Source organism: Pyxidicoccus xibeiensis (assembly GCF_024198175.1).
In the GTDB taxonomy this organism is placed as follows: domain Bacteria; phylum Myxococcota; class Myxococcia; order Myxococcales; family Myxococcaceae; genus Myxococcus; species Myxococcus xibeiensis.
Genome location: NZ_JAJVKV010000010.1, coordinates 284,794 through 299,119 on the forward strand (window position 1 = coordinate 284,794; position 14,326 = coordinate 299,119).

Below are 14,326 nucleotides of genomic sequence, written 5' to 3' on the forward strand. Positions count from 1 at the left end.
TGCGGAATGCTGCGGTGTGGATGGAGCGCCGAGCCCCCGCGCGACCTCGGTGCGACCCGGACGTTTTAACGCCCCGGGTCGCCCCCGCGCCTCGCGCCCCGGGGTGGTGCGAGTGTCGACTCCACACAGCACACACGGACCTCCGGGTAGGCCTCACCCGTCATGTCCATACAATTACAATCAAGCTGCTTTTGATTACATGTAAACATGTGTCGCCCACTCTGCCGGTGGGCAGGCAGGCTCACTCCCGATGTGTTGAGTACGAAATACATCTGCCCGATACTCGTTGTCGTCGCAGCGCGGCAGACTGGCCGCGTCCTTGGAGAAGCCCCCACAGCAAAGCCAAACACCCGCCCGCCCGCGCTCCGCGGCGCGGCTTCACTCCCCGTCTGTCTTTACCCCCAGAGAGCCCACATGACGCACCTGAAGAACACCCTCCTGCTGGCTGGAGCGCTGCTCGGTATCGGCGCCGTTGGCTGTGGCGACTACACCCCCACCGAGGAGACGGGGGAGGCCCCGGAGTCCCTGGGCGTCTCGGCCGAGGCGCTCACCGCGTCGAACTGCACGCAGCTCACCGCCACGTCGGTCATCGCCAACGGCAACGACGGCAACGTCCCCGCGAACACGATGGACGACCGGCTGGACACGCGCTGGAGCCAGCTCGGCAAGGGTGCGTGGATTGACTACGACCTGGGCGCCACGAAGACGGTGGCGGGTGCCGCCATCGCCTGGCACGGCGGCAACACGCGCGCCAACACCTTCACCGTGGCGGTGTCCACGGACGGCATCAACTACACGCAGGTCTACAGCGGCACCAGCAGTGGCACGACGACCAACGCGGAGACCTACACCTTCCCGGCCGTCTCCGCCCGCCGGCTGCGCATCTACGTCAACGGCAACACGCTGAACGACTGGGCCAGCATCGCCGAGGCGCGCGCCTGCGCCGGCACCGTGACGCAGCCGCCTCCGACGACGCCTCCCCCGACGGGCTCCAGCGTGGTGTGGGTGGGTGACTTCGAGACGAACAACCTGGCCCAGTGGACCAAGACGCAGATGGTGAGCGCGGACCGGCTCGCGCTGGTGGCCTCGCCGCTGCGCCAGGGCCGCTACGCCATCAAGACGACAGTGAAGCACGGCGACGACCCCATCAACTCCAGCGGCAACCGCAACGAGCTGGTGCGGATGACGCGCGAGCCGGTGGGCTCCGAGTTCTACTACCGCTGGAGCACGATGTTCGACTCCACGTTCCCGAGCGCGAAGACGTGGCAGCTCTTCACCCAGTGGCACCATGAGGGTGACTCCGGCTCGCCGCCGGTGGAGTTCTACGTCTACGGCGAGGAGGTTCGCCTCAACATCGGCGGCAGCCCGGGCGTCATCGTCTGGCGCACGCCGCTGGTGCGCGGCCAGTGGCAGGACTTCATCTTCCACGTGAAGTGGTCGCCGGACGCGAGCGTGGGCTTCGTGGAGCTGTACCTCAACGGCAAGCTGGTGATGCCCAAGCGCTTCATCGCTACCCAGTTCTCCGGGCAGCTCAACTACCTGAAGGTGGGCCTGTACCGGAACGACACCATCACCCAGACGGGCATCGTCTACCACGACGGGTGGACCATGGCCCGCAGGCTGGAGGACGTGCTCAACCCGACGACGGTCCTCACCGCGCCGTAGCGGCTGCCCGCCAGCCGACACTGGAAGTCCCACCGGGTCGGAGTCCGTGCCCCCGCGCGGCTCCGGCCCGGAGTAGCTTCGTGGGCATGGCCCACACCCTGCTGGTCGTGCACGTCCAGGTCCACGTGAAGCCGGAGCACGTGGAAGCCTTCCGCGAAGCCACCCTGGCCAATGCGCGGGAGAGCGTGAAGGAGCCCGGCATCGCCCGCTTCGACGTCATGCAGGACGTCGATGACGCCACGCGCTTCGTGCTGGTGGAGGCGTACCGGACGCCCCAGGCCCCGGCCGCGCACAAGGAGACGGCCCACTACCTCACCTGGCGCGACACGGTGGCGCCGATGATGGCGGAGCCGCGCACCAGCCGGAAGTTCGTCAACCGCTTCCCCGACGACGCCGGGTGGTGACGTGAGCGTCCTCGCCTTCGAGTTCGCCACCGCCACCCGCATCGTCTTCGGCCCCGGCCGCGCGGCCGAGGCCCCCGAGGCCGTGCGCGCCCTGGGTGGGAGCCGGGTGCTGCTCGTCACGGGGAAGGACCCGACGCGGGCGCGCGCCCTGCAGGAAGGGCTGGAGCGGCTGGGCGTGCCCGTCCGCGTCTTCTCCGTGGACGGAGAGCCCACGGTGGAGCTGGCGCGGGAAGGCACGGCGGCGGCGGTGGAGTCCGGCTGTGACGCCGTGGTGGCGTTCGGCGGGGGCAGCGCGCTGGACGCGGGGAAGGCCATCGCCGCGCTGGCCGCCAACGGGGGAGACCCGCTGGACTACCTGGAGGTCATTGGCCGGGGAAAGCCGCTCACCCGCCCGGCGCTGCCCTTCGTGGCCATTCCCACCACGGCGGGCACGGGCTCGGAGGTGACGCGCAACGCGGTGCTGGGCTCGAGGGAGTCGAAGGTGAAGGCCAGCCTGCGCAGTCCGCACATGCTGCCGCGCCTGGCGCTGGTGGACCCGGACCTGCTCATCGGCGCGCCGTCGGTGGTGCTGGCCGCCAGCGGGATGGACGCCCTGTCGCAGCTCATCGAGCCGTTCCTCTCCGCGCGGGCCAACCCGCTCACGGATGCGCTGGCCCGTGAGGGCATGCGCCGCTCGGCGCGCTCGCTGCGGCGCGCGGTGCTGGAGGGGCCGGACGCGGCCATGCGCGAGGACCTGGCGGCGGCGAGCCTCTTCGGCGGGCTGTGCCTGGCCAACTCGGGCCTGGGCGCGGTGCATGGCTTCGCGGCGCCGGTAGGCGGCATGTACGACGCGCCCCACGGTGCGGTGTGTGCGGCGCTGTTGCCTGCGGTGCTGGACGTGAATCTGCGAGCCCTCCGTGCGCGCGCCCCGGAGCACCCCGCGGTGCCGCGCTTCCAGGAGGTGGCGGTGCTGCTCACGGGCCGGGCCGACGCTCGCGCCGAGGATGCCCTGGCCTGGGTGGAGGACCTGCGCGTCGCGCTCCGCGTGCCGGGGCTGGGGCGCTACGGGCTGACGGCGGCGGAAGTCCCGGCGCTGGTGGCGAAGGCGAAGAATGCGAGCAGCATGAAGGCCAACCCCCTGTTACTCACGGACGCCGAGCTCACGGAAATCGCCACACGCTCGATGTAGCGCGCATCGGCCGGCAACTGGCCCGGCCTGGAAGGACACCGAGGACATGCAAGACATCGACATCAAGACCGCGGACGGAACGATGGACGCGAAGCTGTTCCAGCCCGAGCAGGGCCAGGGCTCGGGTCCGTGGCCCGCGGTCATCATGATTCCGGATGCCTTCGGAATCCGGCCGGTCTTCGAGGAGATGGCGAAGCGGCTCGCGTCCGAGGGCTACGTGGTGCTGCTGCGGAACCCCTTCTACCGGAACGGGCATGCGTCGAAGCTCGACCTCAAGGGCTCGTTCGAGGAGGAGGTGTTCCGCAAGCGCATCTACGGGCTCATCGGCACCCTGACGCCGCAGGCGCTGAAGACGGACGCGGCGGCGGAGCTGGACTTCCTCTCGAAGCACCCGGCGGTGAAGGGCCCGAAGGCGGGCGTGGCGGGGTACTGCTTCAGCGGCGGCATCGCGGTGCGCATGGCGGCGGACTTCCCGGAGCGTATCGCTGCGGCGGCGTCCTCGCATGGAGGGCGGCTGGCCACGGACTCGCCCGACAGCCCCCACCTGCTGGTCGGCAAGGTGAAGGGCGAGCTGTACTTCGGCCATGCGGACAACGACGGCTCCATGCCGGCCGAGGCCATCCAGAAGCTGGACGCGGCGCTGAAGCAGTCGGGCGTCAAGCACGTGTCCGAGCTGTACCCGGGTGCGCGCCATGGCTACTCCGTGCCGGGTTCGGCCGCGTACGACAAGGACACGGCCGAGACGCACTGGCGCAGGCTGCTGGACTTGTTCGGCAGGACGCTGCGGGGCTGAGCTGGCGCGGCAACCGGGGCAAGCCCAACACTCAAGAGAGGACGGAGCGCTTCTTCTGCGAACGGCGCGTGGTGCGCTTGCGTGCGGGTGCGGCGCGGGTCGGCGGTCCTGCGGGGCTGGAAGGTTGGACAGGCAGCTCGCGGAAGGTCAGGCCGTCGAGCGCGAAGCGCTCCACTCCTTTCTTGAAACGCTCGGTGACGACGAGCACGGTCGCGAAGTTGCGCAGCCGGAAAAGGTCCAGGTTCTTGGGGAGGGAGTCCTTGTCGAGGATGGGCTGCTTCGGGAGGCTGAAGCCCTGGCGACCGCACTTCGGACACGGCGAGGGGATACTGCGCGGGATGCAGTCTGGGTGCAGCAGTCCACGCGGCTCGATGTGCAGGTCGAGCAGTTCCGGAAGCCCCTTCGGGCGGAAGACCATCTCCGTAGGAACTCCCCGCAGCCCGCGAATCCCCTCTGCCTGCAACAGTTCGAGAGCGTCGTACCGGACCAGGAGGGTGCCCCCGTACTGGTGGGTGAACACGGAGAATGGCCCCCTGGCCTTTCCGACCAGGGGTCCGAAGGTGGTCCCAGGCTCCAGCGGAAAGCCTGAAGGCAGCAACGGGCGAACCTGCTCACGAAGACGCTCGAACTCCTCGAAGTCTTCTTCCAGATGGGCCTTCGACAATGTCTTCGCAACGGGATGGCCCGAGAGGTCCACAGCGGGATAGTTGAGGCCCGCTCCACCCCATGTCGCTTTACACTCAGGGCAGCTGACCCCGGGCAGGAGCCATTTGCGCCTGGCGGAGTAGCCGCCTTTCTGGTGCCTGTAGTCGCCGAGGAGAAGCTGGAAGAATCGCGGCATGCCGTCAGTACCCGGGGGGAGGGCCCACCAACGCTTGATTCCAGGGCCCGCCCTCAGGTCCTTTGTGAATCCGATACGGACGCGCCCGACAGCCCCTGGGGTCAACAAGGTGAAGGGAAAGCCCAAGCCCGTCAGGGTTGCGTCCACTCATGAAGAATGAACCGGCCGGTGTCCGAGCGCGGTAGCACGACGGCTCCGGGTTTGGAGCCTTCTAACGGCTCCAAGCCGCCGTTCCTGCCAAGAACGATGCAGACGGGAATCTCAGGCGGCAACGGGTCGCCTGCCGCGTCAAGGGCCCCGGCTGTAGGAAACATCTTGGTGAAGCGGCCCACAACGGTCTTACCCTCCGTCCAGATATAGCCCTCGACTCGCCACCCCCTCTTAACCCAGCCTCCTCTGTGAGTGTTGACTGCGCCGATGTACTTCCCAGTGCGGTACACACCCCGGTCACTGCTGCCGCCGGGCTGGGTCACCACGTCGAGCGTGAGGCTGAACTGCCGGTCATGACTTATCCGCAGTTTCTCCATGATCCTGACAGCTTCCATCGGGCATTCCTCGCGGTCCGTCCGCACCTGTGGCGCCGGACAACCCACCGCCAGCTGAGCGGCGAGCGTGTACCCCGCGCACTTCGCCAGAAACTCCGGGGTGAAGGTGGGGCGGAGGGCGGGCCGGGGCTGCTTCGGGGCAGGCGGACGCGAGGGAGGCTTGGGGGCACGCACGGTGGGGGAGTCCTTCTGAGCTGGGGCCACGGGGGCAGATGACGGTACTTCAGCAGGGGCCGGCGCGGCGGGGGAAGGAGGCGACGCGTCGGGCGCTCGCGCATGCGGGACGCTCACGGGGACCGGGAGGCGAGGCGCGTCGGGGGGTGGGGACGGCTCGCGTAGCAGCACAAGGGCCGCAGCGGTCGCCACCACCACCGCGCCCGCGGCGGCCAACTTGCGCCACGGGCCCCTATCCCGAGAGGCCGTGCCCTCCGGCGGCGCGCTTGCGGTGGGCGAGAACACCGGCGCCCCCCATTCCGCACCGCCTGCGTCGGCCAGCGCTTCCAAGCCGCCGCGAAGGGCTTCCAATGTGGGCAACCGTTTCTGCGTGTCGTGCTCCACGGCCTCGGCCACCAGGGCGCTGAGCGCCTCGGGGACGCGCGGGTTTACCGCCCGGGGCACGGGGGGTGAACCCATGGCGGGGCTGTTGACGGTGATGCGTCGCGCGGCGCGCTGCTCCGGGTCTTTCGCCGTTTCCGCGTCCGTCAGCGCATCGTACAGACACACCGCAAGCGCGTACTGGTCATCCTTCGCATGGAAGGGATAGCGTGCGCTGAAGTCCAACCGGTGGTCGCTCCAGAAGGTCACCGCCTCGGGAGCGCGAAAGCGGTTGGTGCCGGGGGGCAGAGGCCCCTCGGTCAATTCCCGTGCATTGGCGAAATCGCCCGCTCCGAAATCCACGACGAAGGGCTCCCCGTCGTCCTTGCGGATCAGGACGTTGGACAGGGAGATGTCCCGGTGGAAGACGCCCTGGCGGTGCACATGCTCCAGCGCGTCCGCCAGCTTGAGGAACACGCGTGCCACCTGCTTGAAGGTGGGCCGCGCCTTCTCCAACCACTCCGCGAGCGTCCAGCCGTCCACGTAGTCCAGCACGAGGTAGGAGTAATCCCCGATCAGGTCGGGGAAGTGGCCCCAGGCACGGGCGCGGATGATGTTCGGGTGCTCCAGGTGGATGAGGCAGCCCAGCTCCCGCGTCATGCGCTGGTTGGTTTTCGCCGCGTCGTCGCTGACCTCGCGGCAACGGGCCAGCTTGAGGGCGAATTGCCGCCCGCGCCGCTTCACCAGCAGCACCATGCCGCTGGCGCCCTCCCCGAGCGCCTTGACGATGCGGAAGGAGTCAATGAGTGCGCCGGGCCTGAGAAAGCCCAGGGGTTGCGCCGTGGTCATGGTCCATGCCCCTTCTGTCCTGACGTTGCTGCGTCATCGACCGTCACGTCCGAAACGGACAGGTGCCGCGCGCCTTTCGCTTCCCGCACCTCCACCCGGTAGACCTCTCCGGGGCGATGGGGCGGGCGGGTGAATTCCACCGCGAGTGTCCCCTTCGCGTCCGGCGCCAGCGCTTCGGGCTCCAGGGCCACCACGCGCGCCGGAATGCGCTCGCGGCTGGACTCGCCCACGAGCCACGCCCTGCCCGGCTGCCACACCGGCTGCCCCGGTGAATTTCGCAGCCACACGGACACCACCACCCATGTTTCCGCGAGGAAGCGCTGCCCCTCCGAGCACTCCACTCCACCGGGGCTGGGACCCGGTCCGCAGCGGGCGTCGGCAACCTTGACCCCGTTTCCGTCAATCTGACCTGAAAGCACCAGGGAGGCCGGGCCGATGGCCCTGCCACGCTCGCGCAGCGTGGCCGCCTCCCGCTCACACGCGGCGGTGTGCGCCTCCAATTCGGCCACCTGCGCCAGCAACAGTTCCGGCGCGCGTGCGTCCCGGTAGGCCGTTACTTGCGTGTCCACTTCCGCCGCGTCCGCACGCAGTAAAAAGACAGGCTCCAGCGCGGAGCACGCATCCGCGAAGCGCACGCGCAGCGTCACCGCTCCATCCAGTTCCGCGATGGGCGTCAGCGTGATGGCTCGCGCCGCCACGGACAGCACCTTGACGAGCCCCACCTCCAGCGCCACGGACAGTGGGTTGATATCCGCGTCGAAGTTCAGCGTGGTGGGAATGCCGGCCGCCACGCGCACGTCCACCGCTGCTGCTCCGGTCAGGGGGACGCGGCGGGCGCGCAAGGTGCGCTCCGACGGCGGATGCGCCGCCGCCGTCCACGGCATCAGGGAAAGCAGCGCCAGAACCAGCCCGGGAAGTGGTGACACGGGGGAATGACCTCCTGAGTTGGACCGTACCAGACAGCACCCGCCCCCTGCGTGCTCACGTTTGCGCCCGCCCGACAGGAGAGGACAGGACACGCCGCCACCGCACGGGCCAGAGGTGGAGGCGTGCCGCGAGTAAAGGCTCTTTGCATTTCCGCCCCGTGGAGTAGGCTTTGGAACCTATTGCAATCCTGATGCAATAGCGTCGAAGCACGACCTCGGACATCGTTCAAATCCGACCCAACCCACCGGTACTTTTCGCGTGTTCAAGCGCGGTGCCCCGCTCCGCGCGACAATCAGGAGGCTCCGCGCATGGTGTTTTCTCGTCCTCCGGCGTTCCCGCCGGGAATCGTCCTCTTTCGCCGGGACGGCATCGCCTACGAGATGGTGGAAGACATGGGCCTCGGCAGCCATGGCGAGCGCATCGTCCTGGCCATCAAACGCGGCAAGGGTCAGGCGGACCTGGGCCGGGTCATCATCAAGACCCTGGGCCTTCCAACACTCACGGATGCCGCCAGGGTGGCGCGCATGCGATTGGTCGAGGAAGTGCAACTGGCCACGTACCTGAATCATCAGAACATCGCTCGCGTGTACGGGCTGTACGAATCCAGAACCACCCTGCACGTCATCCTGGAGGCCGTCAGCGGGCGCTCCCTGGAAAGCCTCCTCAACCTGGCGCATGGGCGCGGGCGCTACTTCTCCGAAAACTTCATGCTCCACATCGGCGCGCAGGTGGCGGGCGCACTGGCCCATGCTCACGGCAGCCGAGACGAAAAGGGCCAGCCGCTGCGCATCGTCCACCGGGCGATTGACCCCACCCGCATCCGCGTGAAGCTGAGCGGCAAGGCGAAGCTGACGGACTTCGGGCTCGCGTCGGCCCAGCTTCCGGGACGGCGCACCGTGCGCCTACCGCGTGCCCGAGGCGATGCCTATTACACGTCTCCGGAAGCGCTGCTGGGGGAGCCCGAGGACACCCGCTCGGATGTATTCATCCTCGGGCTGGTACTCCTGGAGTTCGCCACCGGCCGTCACCTGCTCTGCCCGCCGGACCTGCTGCCGCGCGAGTTGCTGCAGAAGGTCCCGGACCATGACCGGGAACGAATCGGCGATGCCATCGCCCGTGCACAAGACGCGTGGACGGAGCCGGACATGGGGGAGCTCGTGCTGCGGGCCGCCACCTTCACGATGGAGGATGTAGCGAAAGCGACGCAAGGTCTGTCAGCCCCCGTGCGGACCCTGTTTGCCAGGCTCCTTCGCCGCGAGCCGGCGGAGCGAATCCCCTCCGCGACGGAAGTGGAGAACCGGATGCGCAAGCTGCTGCATGAACGCGGGAACTACGGCCACGCGGAAGCCGCGGCGGAGCTACACACTGCGCTGGTGGACGCAGGGGAAGCCCTCGCAGCTGACGCGGAGCCCGGTACGGCGCGGGTGCTGCACCCGGACGCTGTTTCCACCGAGCCCTCCTATCTGTAGATTCAGTGGCTGGCCGCTTCCGCCCCCCTGACTCGGATCGCCCCGTGGCCCCCTTATCGAGAGGCAGAGCTACCGACGCCGAGCCGCCGAGGAGAGCGCTGCCGCGCGCAAGCCGAAGCCGAAGCGCTGAGCCGGACCTGGGACGGTCCAAATTCCCGCGCTTCCTCATGAACGCCAACATCAGAGACTCCGCCATGCGAGCCGCCTAGGGTCGAGACCAAGCAGTGCGCCTCCGCTCGCCAGCAGGAGCCGACCATCTTCTTCGAGGCGAAGTGCCCGTCCCGTCGCGGTGCCCCCGTGCGACCCCAGGTACCACTCAAGCCTCACAGCCTCTGTCTGACCATCCTTTTGAATCTTGTATAGGTACTCCCCTCCTCCAGAGAGGCAGTAGAGGAAATGCTCGTCAAGGGCGAGCCGGGTTGGCTCGCTCAGCCCCGAAGCCAGCAGCGACTCCTCTTCGCCTGACCGCTTTAGGATCGCGCCTCTCCCAGGCAGGGCAAAATAGAAGACTCCCCCTTCTGCAACAACATCTGTGATGTCGGAAGCTTCGATCTGCCCCACCTTGGAGGCGCTCGCATCATTGATTCGCCAAATGGCGTCGGGCGTGTCGATGGTCGAATCGGACTCGATGGCGACTAACTCGTCCCCTCCCCGCGTTGTGCCGAGGATGTCGATGAACGAGCCCTCAAGGACGGGGATTAGGCGCAGGTCGCTCCCGAGCTTGAACAGCATGTGTTCCTGCTCGTCCTGTACGTAGGCGGAAGAGGAGGTCTGCCCGAGCACCGCCAACATTTCAGGTTTGAGGACGCGGGGGCTGCGAACACCGGACTCCAGCATGAGGAGCCGGAACTTGCCATCCCTCAACAGCAGGGTTCCGGTTGTGGGCTCCCTCGCGAAGTCGACGATGATATCGGGCGAGATGTCAGCGAGGACGTCGGGTTGGACGCTCTCGACCGGCAGGAGGAGGTTCTCAGCAGGACCAGGATACACCGCGCCCGCGACCTGCTCGAACCGCGAGAAGTCGCTCCAGCTGATGCTTCCCGCAGCGGAGATCTCGCCCGTTTGCCGCATTTCCGTCGCCCTCTGGAGGAGTTTTGCAAGCGAGTGCGAGGAGTCGCTGAGACGCCACAGTTCCATCCACCATCCGAGCTTCTGCGCGAGAGGCCCCACGGTCTCGAGTGCCCACCGAGGGTGAGCCCGCTCTGAAGCGACCCGCCCCGGCTTGGCAGCCAGGATGACTAGGTTTTCGGTGCGGAAATGTGGCTGAGCGACCGTGAACTCCCGCAGCCCCTGGGCGTATTCGCTCAGCTCGCGGGTGATGACGTCCGCATCCCCTATGTAGTCCAACCGGTCATTGTTCGGGTCTGCCGTGAAACCGAGCCCCGACACGTACTCCTGAAACGTTCCGTCCTCGTAGCACCCGTCCAGGAGGAGCGCGAACGGGAGGCCCGAAGCATCGAGCTGATCATAGAGCTTCCGCAGGGACACCACCTGCGCGGGGCCTGGGTCTCCGGAGCGGCTGGGATCATAGGTTCCCATGACCAGACCGACCTCTCCAGCACCCAGCGGGAGGGTATGCCCGATGTAGTAGAAGACGAAAAACTGGTTCCCGGCGTCCTTGGCTTTGCGCGCGAAGGTCTCCGCGAAGCCGAGCAGCGCGTCTTCGGTGAGCGGCCGGGACGCGGTGGCATCCCACCGTTCGGTTAGTACCGGCCCGTACTCAGATAAAGCAGAGAGTGCGAGCCGTGCGCTCTCCGGCTGCCACGCCTGCGTGAGGAGTTGGGCGTTTGGATAGAAGCCCGAGGATACGGATGCCATTGCCCAGGGCGGGCGTGCCCTCGGCCAGATGTCCTTGCGACGCCAGGACGCGTGCGGGTGAGGCGCCTCTTCGGATGGCACCGTGAGCGGAGTGAGCTTCACGTCCTGGGGCTTCGTTGCGAGGCTGCTGTTCACATAGGACGCGGCGGCCGCTTCGAACGCAAAGACGGCGGGTGTCGTGAGCTTCACGAGGACGGCCCCATCCTGGGCCTGGGCCCCTCCGACATCAACCTCGACATCCATTCGGTTTCGCGCGAGTTCCTTCGCGTCGCTGCGCACCTTGGCGGCGGCAGCCGCGTCAAGCTTGTCGCTGGCCTGGATGCGGAACGTAAAGACGCCCGACCAAGCACGGGTTATGATAATGGGATCATTCCCCTTCTGCGCCGAAGCGACCGCGTCCGTTGATCCCAGGAGCTTGCGCTTGAGCTCACCCGCCGCCAGCTCAAAAACCTGGGCGTCGGAAATCTTCAGCTCAACCCCGAGCCCCTGATGTCGGCGGAGTAGCTCGCTCACAGGCCCAAGGCCGACCGCGCCACGCTCTACGAGCTTGTCCGCATGCGTCCATGTCATCGAGAAGCCTGGGACCGACTGTCCCGCAGCGTCTGGGGCCAGAGTCGGCTCGATGACCATCCATGGCCTTCCCGCGAGGAAGATTCCTCCCGGGTAGCGATTGGGCGATGGAGGGATGTTGATGTACAGGGTCTCCGCTGGAACCCCCAGGACCTGTGCCATCTCACGCCGTAGGTCGGGTGGCTGCCTTAGCGCGACATAGAGAACGACGAGCACCACCGAGACCGCGAGTGCTCCCCCCCAAAAAAGCATGCGTCGACGGGACTGCGCTGCTGAGCCTTTCCTCGCCATGGATTTCCCCCACTGGTGCATCGAGCGCACGCCTAATGCACGATATACTAAACGCCCGACCGCGAATTCTCGAACGGGCTGGCACTCTTTATGGGGCGCCGAGGGAACAGCTCGTTGGGTCCCCGGAAGTCGAACGAGAGTCGTGATCGCCCGTTTAGATCTGAAGTGGTTCCGATGGCAGCCGGCAGTGCCTGCTCATGCGTTCATGAGGGCATCCCACAGGGTGCAAGAGAGTCTGTGACAGGTGTAACGCCAGTCGGTGTTGAGGGTGGCAAACGCTGCACGCCACACGACGGTAAGGTTAAGCACGCAGGACCTCTTGCATGAGCCCGGTTCGCGGCATACCGCTACCTGCCCTTGACCTGGACGAAGTCAATCAACGCGCGCAGCGCCGCCGGCATCTGGCGCCGGCCGGGGTAGTAGAGGAAGAACCCCGGGAACGACGGACACCAGTCATCCAGCACACGCACCAGGCGCCCCGCCGCGAGGTGGTCGGCGACGCGGCTCTCGATGACATGCGCCAGCCCCACTCCATCCAGCGCGGCAGCCACCGTCAGGTCCGGGTCGTCCAGCGTGAGCGGTCCTTCGACAGCGACATCGAGCACCACCCCACGGCGCTCGAACTCCCAGCGATAGAGCGCCCCGCTCGACACCATCCGATAGCCGATGCAGGCGTGCCCCTTCAACTCGCGCGGGGTGCGCGGCGCGGGGTGGGCCGCGAGATAGCCGGGCGAGCCCACCACCACCGAGCGCAGGTCCTGCGTCACGCGCACGGCCACCATGTCGCGCTGCACGTGCTCGCCCAGTCGGATGCCGGCGTCGAAGCCGCGCGCGACGATGTCGACCATCCCGTCATCCGCGATGACTTCCAGGTGCACGTCCGGATAGGCCCGCGCGAAGCGGCCGAAGATGGGCGCCAGCACCATGTGCGCCGCCATCCGGGGCACGTTGAGCCGCACGGTGCCGGACGGCCGCGCGCTGAAGGCGTTCACCGCCTCCACCGCTCCGGAGATTTCGACGAAGGCCGGCTCGAGCCGCTCCAGCAGCCGCAGTCCGGCCTCGGTCGGCGCGACACTGCGGGTCGTCCGGTTGAGCAGCCTCGCCCCGAGCCGCTCCTCCAGCCCGCGGATGGAGTGGCTCAGTGCCGAGGGTGAGAGGCCCAGGCGCGCGGACGCACGCCGGAAGCTGCGCTCCTGCGCCACCGCCACGAAGGCGGCCAGCTCCGCGTACTCCGTCCCACGCATGATTGGTGACTCCGGCTCATCAACCCATGCCGTTCATAGCGCATTCTCCAGCACAATCACCCGACCTAGCTTCGTTGCATACCCGCACACGGAGCTCCCATGTCCCAGACGATTGAACGCAGTGCCCAGCAGCACCGCCCCCTCCCCGGCCAGGGCCGCCTGGTGGGCAAGGTCGCGCTCGTCACCGGTGGAGGCAGTGGCATCGGCCGCGCGGCGGCGCTGGCCTTCGCGCGAGAGGGCGCGGCGGTCGTCCTCGCTGGCCGGCGCGAGGCCGAGCTGAAGTCCGTCGCCGACGAAATCATCAAGGCGGACGGCCGCGCCGTGGCCATACCGACCGACGTGTCCCAGTCCGACGCGGCGGAGAAGCTCATCAAGGGGGCCATCGACTGCTTCGGCCGGCTCGACGCCGCGTTCAACAACGCGGGCACGGAGGGCGTGATGGCCCCCATCACGAAGCTCACGGCGGCCGACTTCGACCACACCATGTCCGTCAACCTCCGGGGCACCTGGCTCCTGGTGAAGCACGAGGTCGAGGCCATGCTGGCCCAGGGCACCGGTGGCGCCATCGTCAACACCTCGTCGTGGCTGGCGAAGGGCGCCGCTCCCGGCTCTTCCATCTACTCGGCCAGCAAAGGCGCGCTCGACGCCATGGTGCGCGCCGTGGCGCTGGAGGTCGCCGCGAACGGCATCCGCATCAACAACGTGGAACCGGGCGTCATCGACACGCCCATGTTCCACCGCCTCGACGGTGGTGCGGTGACGGTGCCCCTGGTGGCCCACACGCCCGCGAAGCGCCTGGGGCAGCCGGAGGACGTGGGCGATGTCGCCGTCTGGCTGTGCACGCCCGAGGCGCGCTTCATCACCGGGCACAGCCTCCCCGTGGATGGCGGCTTCACCATCGCCGGCATGCGCTGAAGACGAACGAAAAGCGCCTCCGATGCCCCGGCGCTTGCCAGGACAGGGGCGCGTCGTTAATCATGTCCGCATGTACCTCGTGGTGAGTGCTCGTCGATTTAGCCGCCCCCCGGCCCCGTTTGGGAGTCGGGAGGCCGTGCTGCAGGACTGAGCGCACGCCCCTCTCGTTGGTGGAACGCCGTCAGGCGCGACGCCCTCCCGAACTCGCCGGGGGGGCATCCGAAACCGGCGGCGCAAGGCGGCTTCCCCGCCCGGCGTCCCGGAGACCGCTGCGTTTACATCCGCCACACCGA

11 protein-coding genes are annotated in these 14,326 nt (G+C 67.8%); 6 read left to right on the plus strand and 5 right to left on the minus strand.

Annotated features, from left to right (window positions below):
* Positions 1–423 precede the first annotated feature (423 nt).
* From LXT23_RS35535 to LXT23_RS35550, 4 genes are all read left to right on the plus strand, one after another.
* Positions 424–1,665, plus strand: a complete 1,242-nt coding sequence (locus LXT23_RS35535; RefSeq protein WP_253984892.1) for a heparin lyase I family protein — start codon at positions 424–426, stop codon at positions 1,663–1,665.
* A gap of 86 nt (positions 1,666–1,751) precedes the next feature.
* Entirely contained in the window at positions 1,752–2,069 is a 318-nt protein-coding gene (locus LXT23_RS35540) for an antibiotic biosynthesis monooxygenase (protein ID WP_253984836.1), read from the plus strand.
* A 1-nt stretch (position 2,070) separates the two neighbouring features.
* Positions 2,071–3,237: an iron-containing alcohol dehydrogenase gene (locus tag LXT23_RS35545; RefSeq protein ID WP_253984837.1), complete on the plus strand. Its 1,167-nt coding sequence runs from the start codon at positions 2,071–2,073 to the stop codon at positions 3,235–3,237.
* A 46-nt stretch (positions 3,238–3,283) separates the two neighbouring features.
* On the plus strand, positions 3,284–4,030 hold the full coding sequence (locus LXT23_RS35550) for a dienelactone hydrolase family protein (protein ID WP_253984838.1): 747 nt from the start codon (positions 3,284–3,286) through the stop codon (positions 4,028–4,030).
* Positions 4,031–4,061: 31 nt separating this feature from the next.
* Here LXT23_RS35550 and sitI6 read toward each other — a convergent pair whose 3' ends face one another.
* From sitI6 to LXT23_RS35565, 3 genes are all read right to left on the minus strand, one after another.
* The gene (sitI6, locus tag LXT23_RS35555; protein ID WP_253984839.1) at positions 4,062–4,871 is read right to left on the minus strand and encodes a SitI6 family double-CXXCG motif immunity protein; all 810 of its coding nucleotides are present in this window, start codon (positions 4,869–4,871) and stop codon (positions 4,062–4,064) included.
* A 131-nt stretch (positions 4,872–5,002) separates the two neighbouring features.
* Positions 5,003–6,799 (minus strand): serine/threonine protein kinase, encoded by a 1,797-nt coding sequence (locus LXT23_RS35560; protein WP_253984840.1) that lies wholly within the window; start codon positions 6,797–6,799, stop codon positions 5,003–5,005.
* Complete coding sequence (locus tag LXT23_RS35565; RefSeq protein WP_253984841.1) at positions 6,796–7,725, minus strand: DUF2381 family protein; 930 nt, start codon at positions 7,723–7,725, stop codon at positions 6,796–6,798. Before LXT23_RS35565 ends, LXT23_RS35560 begins: the two co-directional genes overlap by 4 nt.
* Positions 7,726–8,034: 309 nt before the next feature.
* Between LXT23_RS35565 and LXT23_RS35570 the strand changes: the two genes are divergently transcribed.
* Positions 8,035–9,195, plus strand: a complete 1,161-nt coding sequence (locus tag LXT23_RS35570) for a serine/threonine protein kinase (RefSeq protein ID WP_253984842.1) — start codon at positions 8,035–8,037, stop codon at positions 9,193–9,195.
* Between the two features lie 180 nt (positions 9,196–9,375).
* On the opposite strand, the gene LXT23_RS35575 is transcribed toward LXT23_RS35570, so the two are convergent.
* A complete protein-coding gene (locus tag LXT23_RS35575) occupies positions 9,376–11,643 on the minus strand; it encodes a hypothetical protein (RefSeq protein ID WP_253984843.1) in 2,268 nt (755 codons plus the stop codon).
* Positions 11,644–12,221: 578 nt separating this feature from the next.
* Positions 12,222–13,118, minus strand: a complete 897-nt coding sequence (locus LXT23_RS35580; RefSeq protein ID WP_253984844.1) for a LysR family transcriptional regulator — start codon at positions 13,116–13,118, stop codon at positions 12,222–12,224.
* A 99-nt stretch (positions 13,119–13,217) separates the two neighbouring features.
* Between LXT23_RS35580 and LXT23_RS35585 the strand changes: the two genes are divergently transcribed.
* A complete protein-coding gene (locus tag LXT23_RS35585; RefSeq protein ID WP_253984845.1) occupies positions 13,218–14,033 on the plus strand; it encodes an SDR family NAD(P)-dependent oxidoreductase in 816 nt (271 codons plus the stop codon).
* Positions 14,034–14,326 lie beyond the last annotated feature (293 nt).